We start from the raw sequence: 25,358 nt of genomic DNA on the forward strand, positions 1-25,358 counted from the left end.
CGATATCAGTAAGGGCGCAGAGCGTCCGATCCCGACCTCGACAGCCGACCCGATGGTGGCCTTCGAGGCAGTGACGAAAACCTTTGGCGGCAATGGCAAAGAGCCGGCCTTCACCGCGCTTGCCGGCGTGGATTTCGTCGTCCCGCGCGGCGGCATATCCGGCATTATCGGCCGCTCGGGTGCCGGCAAATCCACCATGATCCGCCTGGTCAACGGGCTGGAGCGGCCGACATCCGGCAAGGTGGTGGTGGATGGCGTCGATGTCGGCGCGCTGGACGAGGGCGGCCTGCGCTCGCTTCGCCGCTCCGTCGGCATGATCTTCCAGCACTTCAACCTGCTGTCGTCGCGCACCGCTTACGACAACGTGGCGCTGCCGCTCGAAATCTCCGGTGTCTCCAAGGACGATATCACGCGCAAGGTTGGACCGCTGCTCGATCTCGTCGGCCTTGGCGACAAGGCAAAGCGCTATCCAGCCGAACTCTCCGGTGGCCAGAAGCAGCGTGTCGGCATTGCCCGTGCGCTTGCCACCGAGCCGAAGCTGCTGCTTTCCGACGAGGCGACGTCTGCGCTCGATCCGGAAACGACGCAATCGATCCTGGAACTGTTGAAGCGCATCAATGCCGAGCTTGGCCTGACCGTGCTGCTCATCACCCATGAGATGGAGGTGGTGAAGACCATCGCCTCGCAGGTTGCCGTCATCGACAAGGGCCTCATCGTCGAGCAGGGCTCCACCTTCGATATCTTCACCCATCCGCAACACGAAACGACGCGCAGCCTGTTGTCGTCTGCCGTCGGCGTCAAGCTGCCGCATTGGGTAACGTCTGGCTTGAAGAGCGAGCCGGCTGCAGGCGACCGTATTCTGGTGCGTCTGGTCTTCTTCGGCGATACGGCGTTCCAGCCATTGACCGCACGTCTCGTCGCCGAGATCGGGCAGGATGTGAATATTCTGGCGGGCACGATCGAGGAAATTGCCGGTGCGCCCTTCGGTTCGCTGGTCGTTTCCTATCCGGCAACGCCGGATGTGCTGGCGCGGGCGAAACGCGTCTATGACGAAACGGGTCTGACGACGGAGGTGCTTGGCTATGTCGCCTGATATGCTGTTCAACATTCTCCTCAAGGGTCTGATCCAGACGCTGCATATGGTGGCGGTCTCCGGCATCGTCGGTTCCGTGCTTGGCCTGCCGATCGGCATCTTCCTTGCCACCAGCGGCAAGGGCGAGCTGTTCGAGGCGCCGATGGCAAACCGCATTATCGGCTTCATCGTCAACGCCGCGCGCTCCACGCCCTTCATCATTCTGGTGGTGGCGATCATTCCCTTCACCCGGCTTGTCGCCGGCACCTCGATCGGCACCAATGCGGCGATCGTGCCGCTCACCGTCGCGACCGTTCCCTTCATTGCAAGGCTGGTGGAAGCGGCGATCCGCGAGGTGGACAAGGGGCTGATCGAGGCCGCGCGCGCCATGGGCGCGACGCCGCTTCAGATCGTCACCAAGGTGCTTCTGGCCGAAGCCAAGCCCGGCATTACGCTGGCGCTCACACTCACGCTCGTCAGCCTCATCGGCTATTCGGCGATGGTCGGTGCCGTCGGCGGCGGTGGGCTGGGAGACCTCGGCATTCGCTATGGCTATCAGCGCTTCATGCCGGATGTGATGCTGGCGGTGGTGATCGTCCTCATCGTGCTGGTGCAACTGGTGCAGAGCGCCGGTGACGCGCTGGCCCGCAGCTTCGACAAGCGCAACCGCAAGAATTGAATTCAAGTGCGGGGTTGCCCCCGCGCTCAGAGATAACAACGTCAAGGAGACACCCATGAAAAAGATCATCATCGCTGCTTCTCTCGCAGCGCTCTTTGCCGGCAGCGCGCTGGCTGAAACCATCAAGGTCGGCGTGACCCCTGCCGAACATGCGCAGATCATGGAGCAGGTGAAGAAGGTTGCCGCGACCAAGGGCCTCGATATCGAAATCCTCGATTTCTCCGATTACGTCGTGCCGAACCAGGCGCTGGCCGATGGCGAGCTGCAGGCCAACTCCTTCCAGCACCAGCCTTATCTCGACAACCAGATTGCCGACCGCAAGTTCGATATCGTCAGCGTCGGCACCACCATCACCACGCCAATGGGCGTCTACTCCAAGAAGGTGAAGAGCCTGGACGAATTGAAGCATGGCGCAACTGTCGGCATTCCGAACGACCCGACCAATGGTGGCCGCGCGCTTCTGGTTCTGGCTTCCAAGGGCGTGCTGAAGGTGAACGAGGCTGTTGGCCTAAAGGTCACGCCAGCCGATATCACCGAGAACCCGAAGAACATCCAGATCGTCGAACTCGACGCCGCACAACTGCCGCGTTCGCTGGATGATACCGATGCCTCGGTGATCAACACCAATTATGCAACCGCAGCCGGCCTCAACCCGAAGAAGGATGCAATCGCCATCGAAAGCGAAAAGTCTCCCTATGCGAATGTGATCGCGGTTCGCACGGAAGACAAGGACAAGCCCTGGGTGAAGACGCTGGTTGAATCCTATCACAGCCCGGAAGTGAAGGCTTTCATCCTCGAGAAGTATAACGGCACCGTCATCCCGTCCTGGTAACAGGCTGTGCGCTGTCGCCACCGTTCGATTGCAAATGGAACGGTCGGCCCCGCAAAATGCGTGTGAAACTTTCGCCCCTTCCACAACCTTGGGAGGGGCTTTTTCTTGCAAAAGTGGCATATTTGTACGTTTCGTACAAAATTTCTGCGCGCGTTTTTAATCTCTTCTGAATGTTTCCCCGGCACGATGGCGCTTTGTAAGGGCGAAAAATCGCATCTAGTGTGGGGCAGAGCAGAATGAGGATGATTGGTAGGAGATCTGCGGTTGCAGGTGTTCTTTTTGCCTTTGCGCTCATTGTCACCCTGATCACCGCGCTCGTTCTCTCGGCGCTGACCAATGTCACCCAGATGGCCAACCGGCTGGATGAGGAGCGTTCTCTCCAGACTGCGCGCGGCGCGCTTTCCACCTTCCAGCATCAGCTGGGCGCGACACTGAATGATTACGCCGCCTGGGACGATGCGGCCCGCTTCGTCTATGCCGAAGATGGTGCCGGCTGGATCATCAGCAACTACGGCGACATGACCGTCAATAGCGAACTCTTCGATACCGCTGTCGTTCTGGACGATCAGGAGGGCGTGCTGCTGGCCTATCAGAATGGCGCGCCGGCACCCTGGAGCGTCGGCTCCTATTTCGGTGGCAGCATTTCCGAAATGATCAACCGCATCCGCAGTGCCGGACCGGAGGCCACCCCGGAAACGACCGGCTTCATCCGCACGCGGGACGGCATTGCCGCCGCCGGTGTGGCGCTGGTGCGCAAGAAATCCGGCGAGCTCGACCCTTCACTTGGCAAGCGCTACCTGGTGTTCGTTCGTCATCTGACCGATGACAAGGTCGCCAAGCTCGGCCAGACCTATCTGGTCAATGGGCTGTCGCTGGAACCCGGCCTTGCGGCCACACCCTATTATGTCGATATCGTCGATCCGCATGGCGATATCCTTGGCAAGCTGACATGGACCTCCACCATGCCGGGCGATGTCAGCCTCAACGAAGTGCGCCCGCGGGTGCTGACCGCCTTTGCCATTGTCGGCGTCTTTTTCCTGGTGCTCTTCGTCTTCGGCCTTGCCGTCATCCGCAAGCTCAGACGTGAGGAAGCGGTGATGCGCGAAGAGCTTTTGGTCGATCGCTTGAGCGGGCTGCATAATCGCCCCGGCCTGTTTCGTGGCCTGAAGCGCATGACGGAAGCCGCGAATGCGGACGGCTCCTATGTGGAACTCATCTATCTTGATCTCGACGGCTTCAAGGATGTGAACGATTCCTTCGGCCACGAGGTGGGAGATCTGCTGATCAAGGCTGTGGCTGCGGCCCTCAAGGTTCTTGCGCCGAAGGGTGCCCTGCTGGCGCGCCTTGGCGGCGATGAATTCGCTGTTGCGCTGCAGGGTTCCAATGCCCGTATCGAGGGGCGCATGTTCTGCGACGCCCTGCTGGAACTCGTCTCCGAACCTTTCATGCTGGGTGATCGCGTTGCCGCAATCGGCTGCAGCATCGGCACGGCCGTCTCCAAGGGTGGCGATATCAATGGCGAGGAACTGCTGCGGCGGGCGGATATGGCCATGTATGAGGCGAAGGAAGGTGGCGGCGGCCGCTACTTCGCCTATCAGGCCGATCTCGACGCGCGCCGTGAAGAGCGCAAGCAGCTGGAAGCCGATCTGAAATACGGCATCGACAACAACGAAATCCGCGTCGCCTTCCAGCCAGTCGTCTCTACGCTGAGCCGCCGTATCATCGGCGTGGAAGCGCTCGCCCGCTGGAACCGCCCAGGCTATGGCCCGGTTTCGCCGGATATCTTCATTGCAGCGGCGGAATCAGGCGGGCTGATCGACAAGCTCGGCATGCAGGTCATGCGCACGGCGCTCAAGGAAGCGGCCGCCTGGCCGGACCTGAAGATTGCCATCAACATCTCGCCTGTGCAGTTTCGCAATCCAGCCTTTGCCGGACATGTGGTGCAGATCTTGGAAGAAACCGGCATTGCCCCGGAGCGGGTGATGCTGGAAATGACCGAAGGCTACTTCATTCATCATCCAGAGCGCGCTCAGGCCGTCATCGAAAAGCTGCAGCAGATCGGGCTCAGCATCGCGCTTGATGATTTCGGCTCCGGCTTTGCCAGCACCGGCTATCTGCGCCGCTTCGGTTTCGACCGGATGAAGATCGACAAGTCGCTGGTCGTGGCGCTGGAAGAGGGCGGCCGCTCACTGGAAATGCTCACCGCCACCGTGGCACTTGCCCGCTCGCTTGGAATTCCGGTGACGGCGGAAGGCATCGAAACCGAGGACCAGGCCGTCATCCTGCAGATCTGCGGCTGCGACGAGCTTCAGGGCTATCTCTTCTCCAAGCCGCTCCCTGCCGCAGGCATTCACGAGTTGCTGGCGCAGCAAGATGCGCCGATGGAGCAGTTGAAGGCTTCGTAACGCGTCGGGTGATTACAGCATCGGCCCGGAAATCGGACTCGATTTTTCGGAAAGCACGATGCGTCGATTCAAAAAGGGTAAAGCGTTCTTTGCGCGTCCAACAGGACGCGCGATGCTTTAGCGCCCCAGATGTTTCTCGCCGCGCTTCTTTGCGATATCGATCTGCTTCTGGCGGTCGCGGAAGCGTTGGCGGTCTTCTTCGGTCCGATCATTGTAACAGCTCGGGCAGGAGACGCCTTCTTCGAAAAGTGGCGACAGGCGCACCTCCTCGGTGATCGGGTTGCGGCAGGCGTGACAAAGCTGGTGGTCGCCTTCGGCAAGGCCGTGGACCACGGAGACGCGCTCGTCGAAGACGAAGCAGGCGCCTTCCCACAGGCTCTCGTCTTCCGGCACCTCTTCGAGGTATTTCAAAATGCCGCCCTTCAGGTGGAAGACATCTTCAAAGCCCTGTTCCTTCATGAAGGCCGTTGCCTTTTCGCAGCGAATGCCGCCGGTGCAATACATGGCGATCTTCGGCTTGTTATGCAGGCCGGGATTGTTCTTCACCCAATCGGGAAATTCGCGGAACGTCTTGGTCTGCGGATCGACCGCGCCCTTGAAGAGGCCGATCGCCGTCTCATAGTCATTGCGCGTATCGATGACGATCGTGTCCGGATCGGAGATCAACGCGTTCCAGTCCTTCGGATCAACATAGGTGCCGACGATCCGGTTGGGATCGATATCCGGCACGCCCATGGTGACGATTTCCTTCTTCAGCTTCACCTTCATGCGCACGAAGGGCATTTTCGACGCGCGGCTTTCCTTGTGCTCGAGGCTCGCAAATTCCGGCTGGGCGCGAAGATAGGAGAGCACGGTCTGCACGCCTGCATCGGTTCCGGCAATCGTGCCATTGATGCCCTCGGCTGCCAGAAGCAGCGTGCCCTTCACGCCCTGTTCCTGGCAGAGCTTGAAGAGACTATCGCGCACGCTCTCGAACCGCGGGAAGCGGGCGAAGTGGTAAAGCGCTGCCACGAGGAAATCGCCAGCGCCACCGGAGAGGGTGGAACTGGAAGACGTCGCCTCGGCGGTGGCGTCCGGGCGGAAGGATGTCGCAGTGTCGGTCATGGGCGCTGAAATACAGCCAGATGCGTTCGCTTGCAATCCTGTTGACGCTGGATTTGCATTTGCGCAGGTGCAGGCATGGTCCCGGCCCTGGGCATGGCGATAACGTTGATCCGCCAAACTTCACGGAGCTTGTGACAAAGGCAATGGGCTCTACGCCCGGCAAGTAAATCCAGCCGCACCTTTGTCTTGAGCCAATTTATCCGGATGTCAGGCTCATGAGCGGGTCTTCACCGCGCCGCATGCTTCCACAAAAGCGCAACGATCTCCGCCTCGCGGGCAGCGGTCTCGGCGAAGACGCGGTCGGCAAGCGCGAGGCTCTCTTCGCGTAGTGCCTGCTGTCGGTCGATAATCGCGTCGAGCAGCAGGGCAAGCGTTTCGCCGCCTGCGAAGCTGTCGGGTTCGCGGTCGGCGAAGGCGGCGAGTACGGAGAGGTCGTGTTCGTGGCCGAGGAGTTTGACCAGTTGCTTGGCATCCGCCCTCTTGGCGCGCATGGCCGAAGGCCAGAGCTTTTGTAACAACGCCAGATGCATCCAGTAGACCTGGCCGCTTTTGCGCAGATCGTGAAAATACTCGTCATGGGCTTGCCCATGGCAGAGACCCAAGGCGTCGAGCGCCTTTCGGCGTTGCTTTTCCCAGGTCTTGCGGATCATCTTCAGCGCGGTCTTTTCGCCGTGGGAGAGCGACAGGGCTGAGAGTGCGTCCTTGCCGTCTTCGCAGGACTGGATGGCCGCTTCGATCCGCTTTGGCAGGTCGCCATCCTCATGGGTTGCGGCATCGCGACGCTTGCTCAGCACCTCATGGGCGGTTGCCAAGGCTTCGCGCTCGGGATCGGAGCGGGCGACGCCTTGCAGATAGGTGATGGTTTCCACCAGGGCTGCGGCATCGCGCGCGGCTGAGAGGGAGCGGGCGATATCGCGGAAGCGGGCGTTTTCCGTCTTGCGGAAATCCGGCGCCTCCTTTTCGAGGAAGCGGTAGAGTGCCCGGATGCGCTTGAATTTCTTGCGGGCATCATGCACCGCACGGTCCGTGCCGTCCGGTTGATCTTTCAAAAGCGCGATGGCGTCGTCGATAAGCTCTCGCCCGGTATGCTTGATCTCCTCGACGAAGGAGCGGGTGGGGTCAATCCTGAAGGACATGGCACAGCTCCCCGCTCAAATCTTCCAAGGCCATATGCTGGTTTGAATAGCGCCGGTCGCCGGTGACTTCCGGGCCAAGCCATGCGGGAAGTGCCGGGCGGTCGGTTTCCTGCTTCATCTCGACTTCTGCGACCACGAGACCGCGATAGATCCCGTCGAAGACATCGACCTCCCAAACGAAGCCTTCGTGATCGACCGTATAGCGGGTCTTTTCGATGACGATGCCAAGCGCTGTGGTCATCAGTTCGCGGGCATCTTCGACCGTGATGGGATATTCATATTCGTCGCGCACAAGCGCACTGGTGCCGATCTTGATGGTGAGCCGGGCGTCGGCATCGTCCATGATCCTGACGCGGACCGAGCGATCCTCCATGGAGGCGACATAGGCTTGCTGGAACGATTTCCGAGACGTCGTTTCTCGCTGCCACTCATCGCTGCGGACCAGAAACTTGCGTTCGATTTCTTTTGCCATTCAACACCCTGCGCTGTTTTGTCGGGACGGTAAACCAAGTAGTTGTCATGAAAAAGCAATAAATGAGAAATCGTTGGCCCGGCCTCGACACGGCGGAATGGTCGCGGTATTTGAAAGCGCAATTTCAATCGATACAAAAGCCGGAGATAACGCCATGGCCCAGGATTCCGAAAAGCTTCTTTCCATCCTGAAACTTCAACCTGTGGTGCCCGTGCTGATCGTGGACGATCTGGTTTCTGCCGTTCCGCTGGCCCGCGCGCTGGTGGAAGGCGGTCTGAAAGCCATCGAGATCACCATGCGCACGCCCGTCGCACTCGATGCCATCCGCGCCGTTGCCGCAGAGGTGGAAGGTGCGCATGTGGGCGCCGGCACCATCTTGAACGCCAAGGATTTCGATGCCGCCGCCAAGGCCGGCTCCACCTTCATCGTCAGCCCCGGCGTCAACAAGAGCGTTCTCGATGCTGCGGAAAGCTCCAACGTGCCGCTGCTTCCAGGTGCCGCCACCGCCAGCGAAGTCATGGTGCTGCGCGATGCCGGCTACAAGGTCCTGAAATTCTTCCCTGCCGAACAGGCCGGTGGCGCGCCTTACCTGAAAGCGCTCTCTTCGCCGCTTGCCGGCACCGTGTTCTGCCCGACCGGCAGCGTTTCGCTGAAGAACGCCAAGGACTATCTGTCGCTGCCGAACGTCGTCTGCGTTGGCGGTTCGTGGGTTGCGCCCAAGGAACTGATCGCAGCGGGCGATTGGGCCGGCATTACCAAGCTTGCAGCCGAAGCTGCAGCGCTTCGCGGCTGATCGCGCGTTCACGCCGTTCACGACGGCGTGAAGATCCCTGCCATTTGTAATCGGCCGTACACTCCCTATCTCCTGTTTCGACATTGACGCAAACAGGAGATTTTGATGTTCGACGCGAAAAAGCTTCTCGACCAGTTTTTGGGTTCGCAGGTGCCTGGGCTGTCAGGAAGCGTGCGGGACCGTGCAGGCCAAGCCGCAGAGATTGCGAAGAACAATCCGATGAAGGCCGGCGCACTGGCTGCGGCCATTTTCGGCACCAAGACGGGCCGTAAGCTTGCGGGCAATGCCGCCGCCGTCGGCGGTATCGCCGCCATCGCCGGTCTTGGCTATCTCGCCTACCGCAACTATCAGTCCGGCAAGTCGCCGCAGGCAGTGACCCAGCCGCAGCCAACGCAGGAGCTTTTGCCGCCGCCGGTCGATTCCCCGTTCCACCCGCAGTCTCCCGCGCTGTCCAACAGTTTTGCGCTGACGCTGGTGCAGGCGATGATTGCCGCTGCCAAGGCTGACGGTCATATCGACGCAGGCGAGCGCGCCCGTATCATGGAGAAGGTCAAGGTCTCCGGTCTCGACCATGAGGCGGAAGCCTTCATCGATAAGGAACTGGCCGATCCGCTCGATATTGACGCGCTGGTGGCTGCGGCAACGACGGAAGAGCAGAAGGTGGAAATCTACACCGCCTCGCGTCTCACCATCGAGCCGGACAGCCGGGCCGAGCGCGGCTATCTCGATCTTCTTGCCGGTCGTCTTGGCCTGCCGGATGCGCTGGTGGAGCATATCGAAGCGACCGTTTCGGCTGCCAAGGTCTGATCGATCAAATTATTCCATATCAGAGGTCGGTTGTCTTTGATCGATGGCTGACCTATTCCTGAGCGTCGCAACGCTCAGGAGGGAAGATGCGCGATCTCAGCCAGTTCAAAGGATGTCCAGCACCGCAGCCGGTGACGCTCGAAGGCCGGTTCGTGACCGCCGTTCCCTTTGATCGAGCGGCGCACCAGCAGGCGCTTTGGGATGCGCTTGGCGGGCTCGGCACCAATGAGCTGATCAAATATTTCCCCAACGAGCCTTTTGCCGATGCGGCCGCCTTCAGCGACTGGATCGAGAGCATGGCAACGAGCTTGCAATGGGTGACGCTGGTCTTCATCGAAAATGCGAGCAGCGAGGTCGTCGGCATGGCGACCTATATGCGGCCGGATCCGAAGAATGGCGTGGTCGAGGTTGGCTCGGTTGCCCACGGGCCGAAGATGCAGCGCTCGCCGCTTGCCACCGAAGCCCATTATCTGATGGCGCGGCACGTTTTCGACGATCTCGGTTATCGCCGTTACGAGTGGAAGTGCCACAATGAGAACGAGCCGTCCAAGACAACGGCAAGGCGCTACGGCTTCACCTTTGAAGGCGTCTTTCGCCAGCACATGATTTCCAAGGGGAAGAATCGCGATACCGCCTGGTTCTCGATCATCGACAGCGAGTGGCCGGTGATCCGTGAGGCCTTCGAGGCATGGCTTTCGCCGGACAACTTCAACGAAGACGGAACGCAAAAGCGCAAGCTGGAAGAGATCCGTGCCGGTCTCTCCGCCGGGGCTCTCGCATGAGCGGCAAGGATACGACATCGGCCGCGATTGCCGCCATCGCCATCATCTTCGGCTTCGGGTTTCTGTTCTATATCATCCCGACAGTGACGCTGTGGCTTGCCAACACCTATTCGGTGTGGTTGGCGGCGGCCTTCGATGTTGCGGCGGTGCTGGCCTTCTTCCTGGTCTTCTGGCTCAGGGCGCGCCACCAGCGGCGGGGTTGACTGCCCAAAGCGATGGCAATCGCGCCTGCCCAAAAATTCTGCATTTGGCCTTTTCTTGCACCTTCTTTCGGCGCAATTCCAAATGATGTATAGCGGCGGCATTTAAGATGCTGCTCTGTATACTTTGGTGATTCATGGACCGGAATGTGGCCGAAAGGCCGTTGGAATTGACCGTTTTTGCGCCGATTGCCCCGTCGCTTCCCGTCCGAGAGGATGAACCTTACGCCCGCGACGAGATGTTGCAGGAAATTTTCGAGCAGACGGCCAGGCGCTATCCGTCCAAGCTTGCGCTTCGGCTTCTGGGAAACGATCCCGAATATAGCCGCCGGACTGAGCTGACCTACGGGCAACTGGCTGAACGCGCCATTCGCTTTGCCCGCACGCTGCAGACCATGGGGGTGAGACGTGGCGACCGCGTCGTCATCTGCCTGCCGCGCGGGCTCGATCAGTATATGGCGATCCTCGGTACGCTCTGGGCCGGTGCCTGCTATGTGCCGGTGGACTGGACCTATCCGCAGGACCGTATCGACTTCATTGCCGAAGATAGCGGCGCCACGCTGATCGTGACCGATGCCGAACGTGCCGGTGCCATGCGGGTGCAGACGCTCGTGGTCAACGAGACGCTGGGCGATCTTGCGGCGCAGGATGCGTTGCCGATCACGCGCGCCGAAATCGGCGCGTCTCCCGACGATCTCGCCTATATCATCTACACCTCCGGAACGACTGGTCGCCCCAAGGGCGTGATGATCTCGCATCGCAGCGCCTGCCATTTCCTGCGGGCCGAAGGCGCGATCCTGGCGATCGAGGACACCGACAAGGTGTTCGGCGGCTTCAGCGTGGCCTTCGACATGTCGATCGAGACCATGTGGAGCGCCTTTTCCGCCGGTGCCGAACTGTTGGTCGCCAACGAGGCGCTGCACAGAGCGGGCCCGGATGTGGCGATCACGCTGGCCGAAGAGGGCGTCACCGTCTGGCACGTGGTGCCATCGCTCTTCACTTTGGTGGAAACCGAGCTTCCGACGCTGCGCATCGTCAATCTCGGCGGCGAGGCCTGCCCGCCGGATCTGGTGAACCGCTGGGCGCGCCCCGGCCTTCGCATCCTCAACACCTATGGCCCGACCGAAACGACGGTGACGGCCACATGGACGGAGGTCCAACCTGGCCGCCGCGTCACCATCGGCCGGCCGCTGCCGGGCTATACCGCCTGGATCGTCGACGACAAGCTTTGGCCGGTGAATGCCGGCGCCGAAGGCGAGCTTGTGATCGGCGGGCCGGGGGTCAGTTCCGGCTATGTGAACCGCCCCGATCTCACCGCAGACAAATTCGTCATGACGCCCTTCGATGGGCCGGATGGGCTTCCCGCGCGGATCTATCGCTCCGGCGATCTCGTGCGGCTCGATGCCGTCGGCGATATCGAATTCATGGGGCGCATCGATACACAGGTGAAGATCCGCGGTTTCCGCGTCGAGCTTGCCGAGATCGAAACGGTGATTGCCGAGGATTCCAGTGTCGCGCAGGCCGTGGTGCATCTCTTCCGTGATGATGACGGGTCCGAACTTCTCGCCGCGTTCCTCGTGGCGCGCGGCAGCGCGGTGATCGATATCGAGGCTGCCCGCAAGCGGGTGGCCGACCGGTTGCCGAACTATATGCGGCCTGCCGCCTACCAGATACTCGATGCGCTGCCGACGCTGCCCGCCTCCGGCAAGGTGGACCGCAAGGCGCTTCAGCGCCCGGTGGTGGTGGCCTCCTCGGATCGCGAAGCTGTCGCACCGCAGACGCCGCTCGAAATCCAGCTGCATGCCATCTGGTCTGAGGCTTTCGCCCCCCAGAAGGTTTCGGTCGAGGATGATCTCTTCGAGGATCTGGGCGGCCATTCGCTGAAAGCCGCGCGTCTGGCGTCGGCCATGCGCAAGGCGCCCGGTCTTTCCGGTGTTTCTATCCAGGATCTCTACGCCGCGCCGACCATCCGCCGACTTGCCGCGCGCCTGGGTGAGCACGTGATGGCCGAGAGCGCCGCCCTCGAACCCTTCCACCGTGTCAGCACGTTCCAGAAGCGCCTCTGCTGGACGCTGCAGACCATCGCGCTGGTGCCGATCTATGCGGTGGCCGGGCTGCAATGGTTTTTCCCCTATCTGGCCTATACCTATCTGGTCGAAGATTTCGGCCGCGTTTCGGCGCTGCTGTTGAGCGGCTTGAGCTTCATTCTCATTCCGCCACTCGGCATGGTCTTTGCCATCCTCGTCAAATGGCTGGTGATCGGTCGCTACAAGGCGGGCGATTATCCGCTGTGGGGCAGCTATTATCTGCGCTGGTGGTTCGTGCGCCGCCTCTCCGATATCATCGCGACACCCTATCTCAGCGGCACGCCGATGATCCGCTTCTATTACCGGCTGCTGGGTGCCAGGATCGGTCGTCGTGCCTTTATCGGCACCGTTGCCATCGACACCGCCGACCTCGTCAGCATCGGCGATGATGCCATCGTCAGCGATTATGCCATGCTCGCCACCAGCTCCGTCGAGCGCGGTCTATTGCGCCTCGGCTCGGTCAAGATCGGCCGCAGCGCGTCCATCGGCACCATGGCGGTGATCGGGCGCAATTGCGTGGTGGGCGATGCTGCAGCGCTCGAGGATCTGTCTTCGCTGCCGATGAACCAGTCGATCCCGGCTGGCGAAAGCTGGAACGGCTCTCCGGCCAAATGCGCCGCCACGGGCCGTGTTGCTAGGCGTGATGACGAGGCGGGCTCCCTGCGTCGCTTCCTGGTCGGCGTCGGCCTGTTCATCGCCGCTGCCCTTCTTCCCGTCGTCGCCATCCTGCCGATTGCGCCAGGTCTGATCGCGATGATCGAAATCGACTGGAACACCGATGGCTATTCCTATCTGCTGATTTCGCCGTTCCTGGCACTCACCTATATCGTGTTGATGTGCGTTCTGACCGTCTTCGCCAAGCGCCTGATCCTCGGGCCGGTGCGGCCGGGACGCTACTCGATCCATAGCTGGTTCTATCTGCGCTTCTGGTTCGTCCAGCAGGTGACGGATCTGGCGCTGGCACTGCTTCACCCGATCTATGCCACCCTTTACGTGCTGCCCTGGTATCGCGCACTGGGTGTGCGGATCGGCAAGCGTGCCGAGATTTCTACCGCCGCAAAGATCGTGCCCGATCTCGTCGATATCGGGCCGGAGAGCTTCATTGCCGATGGCGTGGTCTTCGGCGCTGCTCGCCATGAGCCCGGCATCATCGAGCTTGCGCATACCAGAATTGGCCGGCGTTCCTTCATTGGCAATTCCGCCGTGCTGCCGACCGGAGCCAAGATTGCCGATGGTACGCTGATCGGCGTGCTCTCCAAGCCGCCATCGGATGGCGGGGCCGAAAAGCCGGATGGCACATGGTTCGGCTCGCCGCCGATTTCGCTGCCCGTGCGCCAGGCCGTCGGCCTGTTCGACGAGGGTGCGCGCTTCAACCCGCGTCCGCGCCTCGTCGCCATGCGCCTGTCGATCGAGGCGATCCGCGTGATCCTGCCGTTGACCCTGTTTCTCGCCTTCTTCAGCATCCTCTTCTCCATCGTCGGCGATATTCAGGATTACGATGACAGCCAGACGCTGATCGCGGCCGTCTTCCCCTTCCTCTATATCGGCTTCGCGCTGGCCTCTGGTCTTTCGGTCGTGGCGCTGAAGTGGCTGGTGATGGGCCGCTACAAGCCGACGACCAAGCCGCTGTGGAGCACCTTCGTCTGGCGCACCGAACTGGTGACGGCAACTTACGAAAACCTGGCCGTGCCGAACCTTCTGCAGCCCTTGCGCGGCACGCCGTGGATCTCGGCCTATCTGCGCCTGCTGGGCTGCAAGATCGGCCGCGATTGCTTCATCGACACGACCGATGTCACCGAGCATGATCTGGTGCGCATCGGCGACGAGGTGGCGCTGAACGAGTTCTCCGGCCTGCAGACCCATCTCTTCGAAGACCGGGTGATGAAGGTCAGCAGCGTCACGGTGGGCGACCGCGCGGTGATCGGCTCCTACGCCATCGTGCTCTACGATGCGGAAATCGGCGAAGATGCCCAGCTCGGCGATCTTTCCGTCGTCATGAAGGGCGAAACGCTGCCGGCGGGCACCTCATGGGAAGGCTCTCCAGCGCAACCCGTGCGCAGCGCATGAGTGAGATCGTCTGGCTTTCCGGCGCGGACGATTTGACGATAGCCACCGGCGAGGCGCCGGTGGTGTGGCACCTGCGCCTCGACGGGCCCGAGACGGAACGTCTTGCGGGAGGCGCAACGCTCTCCGCCGCCGATCTGCAGGATCTGGCTTCCAAGCCGGATGCCGGCATGCGGGCTCTGCGCCGACGACTGGCAAAGCTTCTTCTGGCACGGCTCTCTGGCCTGCACCCGGATGAGATCATCATCGGCAGAACCGCGCTCGGCGCGCCGCAGGTCCTCCACCCGCCCGGCTGGCACATCAGTCTCGCCGGGCGATTTCCCCACTGCCTGATTGGCCTCAGCCGGACCCCCATCGGCGTGGATATCGAACCGCTTGATGCCGAACCGCCGCCGGAAGACAGCTTTACCCCAACCGAACGACTGGCCCTTCAAGGGGCCACGGACACAACGCTCATCACCCGCTGGACGGCAAAAGAAGCGCACGCCAAGTGCCTCGGCGTCGCATCGCGCATCGATGCGGCCGAGATGGAGACGGTGGCTTTCGGTGACGGGTTGCTGGTTGTTTCAAGGGAAGGGGAAACGCGTGTGTGCGTGCGGGCGGAGGCAGGAACCGTGCAGGCGGTTGCCGGACTGCCCGATTCCGGTCGGTGATAGTCACCGGACCAGCGCGAAACCCTCTTAAGGCTGCGCCCGAACCACGACATTTCTGCCCTGGTCCTTTGCCGAGTACAATGCTGCGTCTGCGCGCAGGAGAAGCTCTTGCAGTCGCTCGGTCGGGCGGGCTTGGGCAACACCGAAGCTGCCGGTGATGCGCCCTTTCGGCAATGGCTCGACCACGCGACTTTCGACGGCGTGACGCAGACGTTCTGCCACCGATTCCGCCGCTGCGAGGTCGGCGCCGGGCAAGACGATGCAGAACTCTTCTCCGCCCATTCTCGCGGCGTAGTCGTAAGGGCGCAGGTGATCCTTCACGGCTTCGCCGATGGCCATCAGAACATTGTCGCCGGCATCGTGGCCGTATTCATCGTTGATGCGCTTGAAGTGATCGAGATCGAAGAGGATGAGCGACACGGCTTCTTCCGGTCGTGCGGCCTTGGCGCGAATGATCGGCATCTGCTCCATCAGCGCGCGGCGGTTTCCCAGCCCCGTCAGAAAATCCGTGGTTGCCTGATGCTTCAATTGCTTGGTCAAAGTCTCGACCTGTAACAGCATCGATCGCGCAATATCGGTCACGGTGCCGATCTCGTCGGGCGATGCCGGATACATCTTCAAAATCCCCTTGTCCTCTGGATACCGCTTCATGGCGTCCGCCAGCAGGTTGAGAGGCCTGATCAGCCGCCAGATCGCAAAAAGGCACAGGGACGTGCCGACCAGGGTGGCGACGAGGATGAGAAGAAGAATCGACAACGTGCTGAGCTGAAAACCCATCGACAGATAGGCGACAAGCGCAATCAGCGGCACATGGACGCTGACGAAGCAGACCAGAAAGGTTTTCGCGACGAAGGACGATTTGATCTTCTTCAAAGGCACCTCGGATTGGGGCTTATTTTATCTGGACCTCATTTAGAAGTGGAAAGACCAGAATCCTAGGCCCTAATCTGGTAGGCAACATCTTGCAGCACAAAAAGGTGGTTGGATCAACTCTAAGCGACAGAGCGGCGACTTGCGTGAGACAGCGAGCCCACTATGCATCTGGTGGTGCGTGTACGCTCGAGGCGTGGTCGAAAATAACTGGCGCGGCTTGCACTCAACGAAGATTTTGAATCATCAATTTAGACAATTATTAAACTGAAGCTGTGACAATCCTCTCGGATGAGGGGCAGGCCATGTATCGCGTATTATTAGCAACGATTCTTGTTTTCTGGACGGCGTTTATTGCAAGAGCCGCTGAGGGAGATTGGCAAGTCTCGAAGGCCAGCCAGCAGGTCAACTACACGGTCGACAAAACGACGTGGACGCCTGTGAAGGCTGGCGACACCATTCCAAACAACGCGTGGATCTCGACCGGCGCCAGAGGGCGAGCCCAGATCGTTCGCGGCGTCGAGAGCATCACGTTCCAACCCAACACTGTTGCGGGGATCTTTACCAAGTCCGGGTTGTTTGAGCGAACAACAGATATTTATCAGCAAGTCGGCACGATCGATCTGGAGATCGAAAAACGCAATAAACCGCATACGACGGTGGAGACGCCATTTTTGGCTGCGGTGGTGAAAGGGACGACGTTTCGGGTGGAAGTAACCAAGCGGAGCGCCGACGTTGTCGTCAATCACGGTCTCGTTCAGGTCACCTCTTTCAATTCCGGACAACGGGCCAATGTCGGCCCTGGTCAAAGCGCAGCGGTCGATGCTGCCCGCGGCATGACCGTTTCCGGTTCCAAAGGAGCCCCTTCCATATCGTCGGTCGCGCCCTCCGTATCGCGAGTGCCAGCCCTTGGTTCATTGAAGTCACCCAACTCGAAGCCGGAAGCATCTGCGCGCTCGTCCTCCGCGTCCAAGGGCAACGGCGTGACGGGTGGAGAAAAAGGCGGAACAAAAAATGGCAACGCCGCTTCCGGGAACGTCGGAAACAGCGGCAATGGCAATGGCAACAATGGCAAAGGTAACGGCAACGGCGGCGCCAGCGGAACTGGCAATAACGCAAACGGAAACTCCGGCAGCAGCCAGGGGAACGGCCAAGGCAACAACGGCCAAGGCAACGGCAATGGCGGTTCCAGCGGACATAGCAACAGCGGAAACGGAAACGGCAATTCCGGCGGCAGCGGCCAGGGGAACGGTCAAGGCAACAACGGCCAAGGCAATGGCAATGGCGGCTCCAACGGAAATGGCAACGGAAACGGAAACGGAAACGGGAATGGGAATGGGAATGGTGGCTGATCCATGGATGAACCCCCCTCGGTCATTGTCGGAAAACTGACCCTGTCGAGGCTGGTTCGATTGCTGTTCATGACGGCAATCATCGCAATCGCACTGCTGGGACACCGCGTTCCTTTTACGCGTTATCTGGACGAGCAGCTCATTTCCCATCGCTTCTCAGGCGCTCCGCGGCCAGCCTCCAACAGCATTGTCTTCCTGGCCATCGACAAGAAAACGCTCGATAGTGTCGGCACATGGCCCTGGCCACGCAGTCTATATGCGACGATCCTGGACAAGCTGTACCAAGCGGACGTCAACGACATTTTTGTCGATATCGATTTCAGCACGCCATCGACGAAACAGGAGGATGAGCGCCTGGGTTCGGCGCTTCGTGACGCGGGCGGTGGCGTCATATTGCCGGTTTTCAAACAGCAGGCATCTGCAGATGGCAAGGGCATCGAAGCCACCAAGCCAATTCCCTTATTGGCAGAGAATGCCTGGCTTGGCTCAGCCAACATGTATCCTGACAGTGATGGCTTGCTCAGACGTTTCACTCTGGGCGATGTCTATGATGGAGACGTGATCCAGTCCGCGGCTGCCCTCTTGAGCAAGTCCACCTTGGCTTCAGGGACGCTCCGCATCGATTTTTCCATCGCTCCCTCCAGCGTTCCCACCATTTCACTCAAGGAATTGTTTGATCCGGCCTTTGATCTGAACCGGCTTAATGGCCGCTCGATCGTTATCGGTTCCTATGCCAGCGAACTGAAAGACATATTTCCCGTCCCGGTCTACGAACAGCTCTCCGGGCCAATGATCCATATTCTGGCCGCCGAAACGCTGCTGCAGGATCGCGTTCTGACCGAGTTCGATCAATCGGCCCTGCTTCTTCTAGCCGCCGCCATCATATTGCTGACGGTGCTCACGCTGAAGCGGCGACCGATGGCGATCGCCACGTGCTTTTTGTTCAGTCTGCTATTGGCGGGAGAGGCTGCCGCATTCCTCTTGCAGAAGCATTCAGGTGTCGTCGTCTATACGGCAAGCTGCTGGTTGCTTGCGCTTTTCGGCCTCCTCTTGCTGATGACCGAGAAGCTCGACCTCAGTCGATTGATCGCTGACATTGCCAATGCGGAAAAGAGGAATATGCGCCGCCTGCTTGGCAAGATCGTCGTCGAGAGCACGGATGGCATTCTGGCTTTCGATCACAGGCTGAACGTCTTCGAAGAAAGCCGGTCAGTGCAGGCCATGCTGGGCATCACGGGCGAGTTGAGAGGCAAGGGATTGCGTGAGGTACTGCCGAGAGACCTTTTCAATCTCGTTGACCGGCTTGTCGATACGCACAGCACCGACAACCAGCTCGCTCTAAGCTCATCGGGGCGCTTCTCCTTCTTGATTGGCAAGAAAGCCATCTGCCTGGATGCCGTCGCGACGATATCGCCTGTCACGCAGCGATTTAACGCCGGGACTGAGCGCGCTGGCGCGTTCATAGGCAGCCTCGTGATCCGCGATGTGACGGCCAGACAGACCTACGAGGATCGACTGAAATATCTCTCGGAACATGACGATCTTACGGATGTGATGAACAGGCGCGCTTTCGGTGACTATGTTGCAGCACGGGAAGCTCCCCCTTTGGTCTTCGCAATCGGGATCCATCGTTTGAGCGTGGTCAATACGACCATGGGGAGGGATTTCGGCGATAAGCTTTTGAAAGCAGTGGCCGCCCGTCTAAAGGCGGTGGGCCACTTCCTTGAGGTTAGCCGCCTCGGAGGCGATGTTTTCGCTGTCGCGATAGCGGCGACGCCGGACGATGATATCGCGGCGTGTGCCCAGGCCATTGTCGACATTTTTGATACGCCACTCGAGATCGACAAAACGCTCATCAGCGTTGGCGTTCGGGTTGGCGCGCCTTGCGTTGACATGGCAACGGGCCACCATGAGGGTTCGATCGAACAGGCCGAGCAAGCCCTGGAGGAAGCCAAAGCGATACCGGGCAGTGGCTGGCGCGCCTATGATCCGGCAGCCGCACTGCGTCAGTTCGGGGCAAGGAAGCTCGAGAATGCGATGCGTGAGAGCCTCGGCAAGGGTGACTTTTTTCTGCTCTACCAGCCTCAGATCGACTTTGCTTCGGGTGCTGTGGTTGGCGCGGAGGCACTTCTTCGCTGGAAGCATCCAGATCATGGGATCATATCACCCGCCATTTTCATTCCCATAGCCGAAGCAAATGGCTTCATCTGCGAACTCGGCAAATGGGCACTTCTGGAAGCGTGCCTGGCGGCCAGCCGGTGGCCGGAGCAGTTAAGTGTCGCCGTCAATGTCGCTGCGATCCAGTTGCTCCGGGGCAACCTCGTCGAAGAGGTGGACGCGGCCTTGGAAGCCTCGGGCCTGTCGTCTTCGCGCCTGCATCTCGAAATTACTGAATCGGCGATGGTCGAGCATAGCGCGCCGATCCTCAAGACGATCGAAAAATTGAGGAAAAAGGGTATCACCATCGCCCTTGACGATTTTGGTACCGGATACTCTTCGCTGAGCTACCTCGCAGGCTTTCCCCTGGACAAACTGAAGATCGATCAGTCGTTCGTGCGCAAGATGGACCACGATCCCCAAAGCTTCGCAATCGTTCAAGCGGTCAAGTCGCTCGCAGTCGGACTTCGACTTGCTGTCGTTGCGGAAGGTGTGGAGACCGAGCGTGAGGCCGAACTCTTGAAGTCCATGGGATGCGAGGTCGCTCAGGGATACTTGTACGGTCGTCCACAAAGCTCGTCGGAACTGGTGTCGCTCATCGCTCGCCAACCCTGGATCAAAGCCGCGTAGCCTGGATGACTGCCATCGCGGCGAGCCCTGGCATTGAAGCCTGTCGCGATCTTTCGGATTCGCGCACACGCTTCAGGTCCTGGTTTTATCGCATCGGTTTATCGCAAAAATGCTTTACCGTTTTGCGTTGACCCTGCATTCGCTCTTCATCTGATTGACGTGGCTGCCGAGTATGGCCAGACTGAGCGATGCGGCGTCGGCCTTATCGTGCTTGTCAAATGCACGTCGTCATACTCGCCTTTGCCTCAGCAGAGAGCATCCAAGTCCATACCAGGAGAGATTACCCCATGGCCCGAAAGAACAGGGATGAGCAGGAGTCGTGGGACGAGCCGAAGCCGGAGCCGGTGATCTGTGCGCTATGCGAGCGCGTCATACCCGACGATCAGATGGACCAGCATCATCTCGTTCCCAAGAGCAAGGGCGGAAAGCAAACCGTGTCCCTGCACCGGATCTGCCACGACCAGATCCATTCGATCTTCACCGATGCCCAACTCGCCAAGAAGTTCTCTACGATCGAGGCCATCCTGGAGGAGCCTGCTGTGCAGACATTCGTCGCCTGGGTGAAAAACAAGCCTCCGGGCTTTGCGGATTCCGCCAGGGGATCACGGCAGTCCTTCGGGCGAGGGCGCTAGTCTTAAAGCATGTCGCGCAAAAGTGTGCAGCGGTTTTGCGATGACGACATGCGACAAAACAACGACTTAAAGCGTAGGGAGCGAATCTGAAAGATCGCGACACGCTTTAAAGCGCCGTGCGTCTTATGGGACGCGCAAGGGACGCTTTGTCTTTTTGAATATACGCATCGGCGGCGTCCGGCTGGACGCGATTGCGGACCTCTCAGCCTGCCGAAGCCTTGCCTCAGACGGATAGGTCGAAGATATCCGCCTCTTCCTGGGTCGCGAAGGTGAATGTCACCAATTCGCTGTCGTCGCTCTGGCGGATGCCGATGGCTGTCACGATCAGCCGGGCGATCTCGTCCTGCGCTTCGCTTCCCGATCGCGATGACCCCACCGCCTTTTCGATGGCGGGGGCGAAGAGTTCGCTGATCACACCAAGGCGCATGTTGTAGCGCATGATGATATCGCGGTCCTCGATGATCGCGGCCTGTTCTTCCTTCGGAATGTCGGCATTGTCCATGGCGGTGATCGTCGCATTCGTCGCCAGCTTGATCGGGCCTTCGGCCAGCCAGCGATCGACCATCTCATCGAACTGGCGCATGCGCTGCGCGGGGATTGTCTTCTGTACCGTGATCGACATCTGCGTTCCTTTGTTCGCTGCCATGCTTGCTGTCACGCACTTCCCGATCAGGGATCGACTATTGCCAGCATGAGATCTTTTGCGAGCAGGCTTTATGGGGTCAGGCCGCAAGCTTCAATGATTTTGTGGCGAAAGCCCGCCGCCGATAGGTGTGATCTTGAGGAGTGAGCGCGGCGCCCCGACGAAGCCACGCCCTCAACGACCATCTTTTGCCTCGTCATAGGTTTTCGCTGCCGCGTCGATCCTGTCGCCATTTTCAGCTGCCCAGGCGCACAGGGCTTCGAACGGCTGGCGCAGGGAGTGGCCGAGCGGCGTGATGGCATATTCCACGCCGATCGGCTGCGTCGGCAGAACCGTGCGCGTGACCAGCCCATTGCGCTCCAGCCTCTTCAACGCATCGGCCAGCGCCTTGTGCGTGATGCCATCCAGACGCCGCTTGATTTCGTTGAAGCGCGATGGCTTGGGGCAGATCACGGTCAGGATCAGGATCGTCCACTTGTCGGCGATCTTGTCCAGCACCGGGCGGACTTTTGGCATATCGCAGAGCGCCTGCTGAGAGAGGGTTTCCAGGTCGGTATACTCGTCCATATCTAGGCTCTCCAAGGTGCGTAATTGATATCAGATATCCACCGTATATCATGGCGGAACCATTGATTGAAAGGAATTACGATGGCTCGCATGAACAACAAGGTGGCTCTGGTCGTGGGCGGAGCGAAGGGCATCGGCCTCGCCATAGCAGAGCGGCTTTCTGCCGAAGGCGCAAAGGTTTTCCTCACCAGCCGCAAGGGGGAGGAGGCCGAAAAGGCAGCCCAGAGCATCGGCAGTGGCGCGGTCGGCATTGCCGCCGATGCAAGCTCTCCCGACGACATGCTCGCGGCTGTCGAAACCGTCCGCCAAGCCCATGGCCATATCGACGCGCTGGTCTTGAATGCCGGTCTTTCCGAATATGCACAGATTGCCGAGATCACGCCGGAGCATTTCGACCGCCACTTCGACGTCAACGTGAGAGGGATGGTCTTCGGCTTTCAGGCCGCTCTCCCTGCCATGAGAGAAGGAGGCTCAGCTGTCCTTATCGGGTCGATTGCCGGTAGCGCGGGCTACGCAGGTTACGGAACCTATTGTGCAACCAAAGCGGCCGTCCGCTCCTATGCAAGAACCTGGACGGCCGAACTCGCCCCCAAAGGCATCCGCGTCAACGTGGTCGCACCCGGCCCGACGGATACGGACATGATGGCCTCCGTCGCAGACGACGTGCGCGCGGCCATCGTCGCGCCGATCCCCATGGGCCGCATGGGACGGCCCGCGGAAGTGGCCGCGGCGACGTTGTTTCTGCTGAGCGATGAGGCGAGCTATATCGCCGGCGCCGAACTCTGCGTCGATGGCGGGTTGCTGCAGGCTTAAGGGCGGATGGAAGATGCTGCCCGATCGCGAAGGGGTCGGGCAGCCACGATCACCATCCCGAGCCTGCGGCTCACAATGGTGACGATGTGGAGCCGTCAGGCTGTCGTGTGGACTGGACGCTGCGATGTCGTCTGCCGCCGGCTGGTCAGTGTCAGGATCAGGGCTCCGCTCAAACCGGATACGAGCGATCCCATCAAAATCCCGATCTTGACGTGATCCTGCACCGCCGGATCGTTGAATGCCAGCAAGCCGATGAACAGCGACATCGTAAACCCGATTCCACACAAAAGGGCCGTGCCTGCCACCTGTCCCCAGCTTGCCTGCGCGGGAAGTTGCGCCAGACCGAGCTTCACGAGCACGGCGACGATGCCAAACACGCCGATGAGCTTGCCGAAGAAAAGGCCACCGGCAACACCCATTGTCAGCGGCTCGGTGAATACCGACAGGCTCAGACCCGAAAGTGAGACACCTGCATTGGCGAAGCCGAAGATTGGCACGATGATGAAGGCAACAGGCTTGTGCAGCGCACGCTCAAGGCGATGAAGCGGCGACTCGTCCGGCGTCGCTTCCGGCGTGCCGGGCGTCAACTTGAGCGGGATCGTCAGCGCCAGCATCACGCCAGCCAGTGTTGCGTGAACGCCGGACGCAAAGACGAGCACCCAAAGCACGGCGCCAAGGATGAGATAGGGCCACAGCACCTTCACCTTCATCCTGTTGAAGATGAAGAGATTGCCCCAAACGAGAGCAGTGCCGATAAGAGCGACCAGGTTCAGGTCTGCCGTGTAGAACAGAGCGATGACGATGACCGCACCGAGATCGTCGATGATGGCCAGCGCTGCAAGAAAGATCTTCAGTGAGGTCGGGACGCGCGATCCGAACAGGGAGAGCACGCCAAGGGCAAAAGCGATGTCCGTCGCTGTCGGTATGGCCCATCCTTGCAAGGCGGCTGGATTGTCGCGGTTCAGCAGGACGTAGAAGAGTACCGGAAACACCATGCCGCCCGCTGCGGCAGCACCCGGCAGAACCCTGCGGCTCCAGCTGGAGAGTTGACCGTCAAGCATTTCGCGTTTGATTTCCAAACCCACCATCAGGAAGAACACCGCCATCAGGGCGTCGTTGATCCAGTGCTGGATGCTCAGCGGTCCGATATAGACGTGGAGGATATGGAAATAGTCTTCAGCCAGAGGCGAGTTGGCCGTGATGATGGCAAGAAGTGCGACGGCCATGAGCACGAGGCCACCAGAGGCCCCGTTGTCGAGAAACTTGCGAAGTGTGGAATTGATGCGACCTGGATTTGATGTCGAAGACACAGGCTCACCCTCCCTTTGTTGGAAGTTGATCTTAGTCTCCGTCGATTTCGGGGGAACCCGCAGCGCACGCAGCACGCGCTGTCAGGTTCAATCATAGCCCAGTTTGGTGCGTTTTTCTACCGAAACCGTTCTCTCGCCCGTCCAGGTGAAGGCTTTTTTGCCGGGCAAGTCGACGTTTCAGCGCAGCCCTTCTTCTTCGTCCACCTGTCCGGCAAACCAGTTGGCGAGCAGTGCGCCGGATATGTTGTGCCACACGCTGAAGATGGCGCTGGGCACGGCGGCAAGCGGCGAGAAATAGGCCGTGGCAAGTGCTGCACCAAGACCGGAATTCTGCATGCCGACCTCGATGGCGATGGCTTTGCGCTTGGCAAGCGTCAGGCCGAAGGCCTTCGCCGCAAAGAAGCCCAGCAGATAACCAAGGCCGTTGTGAAGGATAACGACGGCGAAGATCATCAGGCCGGATTGGACGATGGAGGCCTTGGACGCGCCGACGACCGCCGAGACGATCAGCACGATGCCGATGACGCTGACGAGCGGCAGAGCGGGGACGGCGGCCTTGACGAAAGCGGGCAGAAGTTTCTGCAGGATTGCGCCGAGCGCCAGCGGTATCAGCACCACCTTGATGATGCTCATGAACATCGCCCAGCCGTCGACGGGCAGGTACTGGCTGGCAAACAGCCAGACGAGGAAGGGCGTGACGATGGGAGCCACAAGCGTGGTGACCGACGTGCAGGCAACAGAGAGCGCCACGTCTCCCTTGGACAGATAGGTCATGACGTTGGAGGATGTCCCACCAGGGCAGCAGCCCACCAGGATCACGCCTGCCGCCACTTCCGGCGGCATCGGAATGAACTTGGTCAAAAGAACAGCCAGAAGCGGCATGATCAGGAATTGGCCGAGAACGCCGATCGTCACATCGAAAGGCCGCTTCACCACCTCGCGGAAGTCATCAAGCGAAAGGGTAAGACCCATGCCGAACATGATGATGGACAGCAACGTCACGATCCATGGACCGATCTGCTTGAACGTATCGGGAAAGAAGAAGCCGAGGACCGCAAACAGTACCACCCAGGCCGCGAATGTCTTGCCAACGAACGACGATATCTGCGCCAGTGCCTTCATGATCTGTCCCTCCAAAGAAATGCTAGCGGGACGTCTAGATGCGTCAGCTTGACTGTCAAGGTCAGTTTGGCTGGGTTGTTGCGTGTCTGCTAATATTGTGGTTGCCTGCTTTCAGCGGGGAGGTGGACGACAGCCGGAGTCTGGGATGACGCGCGTGCACCCATCGGCGAGCCCAC

22 protein-coding genes are annotated in these 25,358 nt (G+C 60.2%); 14 read left to right on the top strand and 8 right to left on the bottom strand.

Annotated features, from left to right (window positions below; all coding sequences use genetic code 11):
- The first annotated feature begins 52 nt into the window (after nucleotides 1-52).
- The 4 genes from AC07U5_RS02750 (at nucleotide 53) to AC07U5_RS02765 (ending at nucleotide 4,988) form a co-directional block, all read left to right on the top strand.
- A complete protein-coding gene (locus AC07U5_RS02750) occupies nucleotides 53-1,093 on the top strand; it encodes a methionine ABC transporter ATP-binding protein (protein WP_494723247.1) in 1,041 nt (346 codons plus the stop codon).
- A complete protein-coding gene (locus AC07U5_RS02755) occupies nucleotides 1,083-1,751 on the top strand; it encodes a methionine ABC transporter permease (RefSeq protein ID WP_062427776.1) in 669 nt (222 codons plus the stop codon). Before AC07U5_RS02750 ends, AC07U5_RS02755 begins: the two co-directional genes overlap by 11 nt.
- A 55-nt stretch (nucleotides 1,752-1,806) precedes the next feature.
- Nucleotides 1,807-2,583: a MetQ/NlpA family ABC transporter substrate-binding protein gene (locus AC07U5_RS02760; protein ID WP_494722224.1), complete on the top strand. Its 777-nt coding sequence runs from the start codon at nucleotides 1,807-1,809 to the stop codon at nucleotides 2,581-2,583.
- A gap of 242 nt (nucleotides 2,584-2,825) precedes the next feature.
- On the top strand, nucleotides 2,826-4,988 hold the full coding sequence (locus AC07U5_RS02765) for a putative bifunctional diguanylate cyclase/phosphodiesterase (protein WP_494722225.1): 2,163 nt from the start codon (nucleotides 2,826-2,828) through the stop codon (nucleotides 4,986-4,988).
- Between the two features lie 117 nt (nucleotides 4,989-5,105).
- On the opposite strand, the gene trhO is transcribed toward AC07U5_RS02765, so the two are convergent.
- From trhO to AC07U5_RS02780, 3 genes are all read right to left on the bottom strand, one after another.
- Nucleotides 5,106-6,092, bottom strand: a complete 987-nt coding sequence (trhO, locus tag AC07U5_RS02770) for an oxygen-dependent tRNA uridine(34) hydroxylase TrhO (protein ID WP_494722226.1) — start codon at nucleotides 6,090-6,092, stop codon at nucleotides 5,106-5,108.
- Between the two features lie 227 nt (nucleotides 6,093-6,319).
- Nucleotides 6,320-7,228: a CHAD domain-containing protein gene (locus AC07U5_RS02775; protein ID WP_113266625.1), complete on the bottom strand. Its 909-nt coding sequence runs from the start codon at nucleotides 7,226-7,228 to the stop codon at nucleotides 6,320-6,322.
- Nucleotides 7,212-7,700 (bottom strand): CYTH domain-containing protein, encoded by a 489-nt coding sequence (locus tag AC07U5_RS02780; RefSeq protein WP_113180926.1) that lies wholly within the window; start codon nucleotides 7,698-7,700, stop codon nucleotides 7,212-7,214. Before AC07U5_RS02780 ends, AC07U5_RS02775 begins: the two co-directional genes overlap by 17 nt.
- A 154-nt stretch (nucleotides 7,701-7,854) precedes the next feature.
- Here AC07U5_RS02780 and AC07U5_RS02785 point away from each other — a divergent pair, with 154 nt between their 5' ends.
- The 6 genes from AC07U5_RS02785 to AC07U5_RS02810 all read left to right on the top strand — a co-directional run bounded on the left by AC07U5_RS02785 (nucleotide 7,855) and on the right by AC07U5_RS02810 (nucleotide 15,086).
- Nucleotides 7,855-8,493 (top strand): 2-dehydro-3-deoxy-phosphogluconate aldolase, encoded by a 639-nt coding sequence (locus AC07U5_RS02785; protein WP_494722227.1) that lies wholly within the window; start codon nucleotides 7,855-7,857, stop codon nucleotides 8,491-8,493.
- Between the two features lie 105 nt (nucleotides 8,494-8,598).
- Nucleotides 8,599-9,300: a tellurite resistance TerB family protein gene (locus tag AC07U5_RS02790; protein WP_494722228.1), complete on the top strand. Its 702-nt coding sequence runs from the start codon at nucleotides 8,599-8,601 to the stop codon at nucleotides 9,298-9,300.
- Nucleotides 9,301-9,386: 86 nt separating this feature from the next.
- Nucleotides 9,387-10,082: a GNAT family N-acetyltransferase gene (locus AC07U5_RS02795; protein ID WP_494722229.1), complete on the top strand. Its 696-nt coding sequence runs from the start codon at nucleotides 9,387-9,389 to the stop codon at nucleotides 10,080-10,082.
- Entirely contained in the window at nucleotides 10,079-10,285 is a 207-nt protein-coding gene (locus tag AC07U5_RS02800) for a hypothetical protein (RefSeq protein ID WP_112360743.1), read from the top strand. Before AC07U5_RS02795 ends, AC07U5_RS02800 begins: the two co-directional genes overlap by 4 nt.
- Before the next feature lie 161 nt (nucleotides 10,286-10,446).
- Entirely contained in the window at nucleotides 10,447-14,436 is a 3,990-nt protein-coding gene (locus tag AC07U5_RS02805) for a Pls/PosA family non-ribosomal peptide synthetase (protein WP_494722230.1), read from the top strand.
- The gene (locus AC07U5_RS02810; RefSeq protein ID WP_494722231.1) at nucleotides 14,433-15,086 is read left to right on the top strand and encodes a 4'-phosphopantetheinyl transferase family protein; all 654 of its coding nucleotides are present in this window, start codon (nucleotides 14,433-14,435) and stop codon (nucleotides 15,084-15,086) included. The genes AC07U5_RS02805 and AC07U5_RS02810 overlap by 4 nt, the downstream gene beginning before the upstream one ends.
- 27 nt (nucleotides 15,087-15,113) lie before the next feature.
- On the opposite strand, the gene AC07U5_RS02815 is transcribed toward AC07U5_RS02810, so the two are convergent.
- Complete coding sequence (locus AC07U5_RS02815; protein WP_494722232.1) at nucleotides 15,114-15,959, bottom strand: GGDEF domain-containing protein; 846 nt, start codon at nucleotides 15,957-15,959, stop codon at nucleotides 15,114-15,116.
- Nucleotides 15,960-16,261: 302 nt separating this feature from the next.
- Here AC07U5_RS02815 and AC07U5_RS02820 point away from each other — a divergent pair, with 302 nt between their 5' ends.
- The 3 genes from AC07U5_RS02820 to AC07U5_RS02830 all read left to right on the top strand — a co-directional run bounded on the left by AC07U5_RS02820 (nucleotide 16,262) and on the right by AC07U5_RS02830 (nucleotide 20,727).
- Nucleotides 16,262-17,308, top strand: coding sequence for a FecR domain-containing protein (locus tag AC07U5_RS02820; RefSeq protein ID WP_494722233.1), 1,047 nt, complete (start codon nucleotides 16,262-16,264; stop codon nucleotides 17,306-17,308).
- 3 nt (nucleotides 17,309-17,311) lie between these two features.
- A complete protein-coding gene (locus tag AC07U5_RS02825; protein WP_494722234.1) occupies nucleotides 17,312-20,095 on the top strand; it encodes an EAL domain-containing protein in 2,784 nt (927 codons plus the stop codon).
- Nucleotides 20,096-20,382: 287 nt separating this feature from the next.
- Entirely contained in the window at nucleotides 20,383-20,727 is a 345-nt protein-coding gene (locus AC07U5_RS02830) for an HNH endonuclease (RefSeq protein WP_112956485.1), read from the top strand.
- Between the two features lie 223 nt (nucleotides 20,728-20,950).
- Here the strand turns inward: AC07U5_RS02830 and AC07U5_RS02835 are convergent, their stop codons facing one another.
- Both AC07U5_RS02835 and AC07U5_RS02840 read right to left on the bottom strand, forming a co-directional pair.
- Nucleotides 20,951-21,373 carry a hypothetical protein gene (locus AC07U5_RS02835; RefSeq protein ID WP_112956484.1) on the bottom strand — a complete coding sequence of 141 codons (423 nt, stop codon included), beginning with the start codon at nucleotides 21,371-21,373 and terminating at the stop codon, nucleotides 20,951-20,953.
- 171 nt (nucleotides 21,374-21,544) lie between these two features.
- Nucleotides 21,545-21,937, bottom strand: coding sequence for a winged helix-turn-helix transcriptional regulator (locus AC07U5_RS02840; protein WP_112520907.1), 393 nt, complete (start codon nucleotides 21,935-21,937; stop codon nucleotides 21,545-21,547).
- 81 nt (nucleotides 21,938-22,018) lie between these two features.
- Between AC07U5_RS02840 and AC07U5_RS02845 the strand changes: the two genes are divergently transcribed.
- Entirely contained in the window at nucleotides 22,019-22,750 is a 732-nt protein-coding gene (locus AC07U5_RS02845) for an SDR family NAD(P)-dependent oxidoreductase (protein WP_494722235.1), read from the top strand.
- A 95-nt stretch (nucleotides 22,751-22,845) separates the two neighbouring features.
- Here AC07U5_RS02845 and nhaA read toward each other — a convergent pair whose 3' ends face one another.
- Together nhaA and AC07U5_RS02855 are read right to left on the bottom strand one after the other, a co-directional pair.
- A complete protein-coding gene (nhaA, locus tag AC07U5_RS02850; RefSeq protein ID WP_494722236.1) occupies nucleotides 22,846-24,060 on the bottom strand; it encodes a Na+/H+ antiporter NhaA in 1,215 nt (404 codons plus the stop codon).
- Nucleotides 24,061-24,237: 177 nt separating this feature from the next.
- Complete coding sequence (locus tag AC07U5_RS02855) at nucleotides 24,238-25,182, bottom strand: bile acid:sodium symporter family protein (RefSeq protein WP_494722237.1); 945 nt, start codon at nucleotides 25,180-25,182, stop codon at nucleotides 24,238-24,240.
- Nucleotides 25,183-25,358 lie beyond the last annotated feature (176 nt).

The sequence above is a fragment of the Agrobacterium sp. GW821-FHT02D03 genome, from assembly GCF_059421725.1.

What these genes read in the sequence shown, in the direction of transcription:
- AC07U5_RS02750 (WP_494723247.1), top strand. Translation starts at nt 53, where the DNA reads ATGGTGGCCTTCGAGGCAGTGACGAAAACCTTTGGCGGCAATGGCAAA.
- AC07U5_RS02755 (WP_062427776.1), top strand. Translation starts at nt 1,083, where the DNA reads ATGTCGCCTGATATGCTGTTCAACATTCTCCTCAAGGGTCTGATCCAG.
- AC07U5_RS02760 (WP_494722224.1), top strand. Translation starts at nt 1,807, where the DNA reads ATGAAAAAGATCATCATCGCTGCTTCTCTCGCAGCGCTCTTTGCCGGC.
- AC07U5_RS02765 (WP_494722225.1), top strand. Translation starts at nt 2,826, where the DNA reads ATGATTGGTAGGAGATCTGCGGTTGCAGGTGTTCTTTTTGCCTTTGCG.
- trhO (WP_494722226.1), bottom strand. Translation starts at nt 6,092, where the DNA reads ATGACCGACACTGCGACATCCTTCCGCCCGGACGCCACCGCCGAGGCG.
- AC07U5_RS02775 (WP_113266625.1), bottom strand. Translation starts at nt 7,228, where the DNA reads ATGTCCTTCAGGATTGACCCCACCCGCTCCTTCGTCGAGGAGATCAAG.
- AC07U5_RS02780 (WP_113180926.1), bottom strand. Translation starts at nt 7,700, where the DNA reads ATGGCAAAAGAAATCGAACGCAAGTTTCTGGTCCGCAGCGATGAGTGG.
- AC07U5_RS02785 (WP_494722227.1), top strand. Translation starts at nt 7,855, where the DNA reads ATGGCCCAGGATTCCGAAAAGCTTCTTTCCATCCTGAAACTTCAACCT.
- AC07U5_RS02790 (WP_494722228.1), top strand. Translation starts at nt 8,599, where the DNA reads ATGTTCGACGCGAAAAAGCTTCTCGACCAGTTTTTGGGTTCGCAGGTG.
- AC07U5_RS02795 (WP_494722229.1), top strand. Translation starts at nt 9,387, where the DNA reads ATGCGCGATCTCAGCCAGTTCAAAGGATGTCCAGCACCGCAGCCGGTG.
- AC07U5_RS02800 (WP_112360743.1), top strand. Translation starts at nt 10,079, where the DNA reads ATGAGCGGCAAGGATACGACATCGGCCGCGATTGCCGCCATCGCCATC.
- AC07U5_RS02810 (WP_494722231.1), top strand. Translation starts at nt 14,433, where the DNA reads ATGAGTGAGATCGTCTGGCTTTCCGGCGCGGACGATTTGACGATAGCC.
- AC07U5_RS02820 (WP_494722233.1), top strand. Translation starts at nt 16,262, where the DNA reads ATGTATCGCGTATTATTAGCAACGATTCTTGTTTTCTGGACGGCGTTT.
- AC07U5_RS02825 (WP_494722234.1), top strand. Translation starts at nt 17,312, where the DNA reads ATGGATGAACCCCCCTCGGTCATTGTCGGAAAACTGACCCTGTCGAGG.
- AC07U5_RS02830 (WP_112956485.1), top strand. Translation starts at nt 20,383, where the DNA reads ATGGCCCGAAAGAACAGGGATGAGCAGGAGTCGTGGGACGAGCCGAAG.
- AC07U5_RS02835 (WP_112956484.1), bottom strand. Translation starts at nt 21,373, where the DNA reads ATGGCAGCGAACAAAGGAACGCAGATGTCGATCACGGTACAGAAGACA.
- AC07U5_RS02840 (WP_112520907.1), bottom strand. Translation starts at nt 21,937, where the DNA reads ATGGACGAGTATACCGACCTGGAAACCCTCTCTCAGCAGGCGCTCTGC.
- AC07U5_RS02845 (WP_494722235.1), top strand. Translation starts at nt 22,019, where the DNA reads ATGGCTCGCATGAACAACAAGGTGGCTCTGGTCGTGGGCGGAGCGAAG.
- AC07U5_RS02855 (WP_494722237.1), bottom strand. Translation starts at nt 25,182, where the DNA reads ATGAAGGCACTGGCGCAGATATCGTCGTTCGTTGGCAAGACATTCGCG.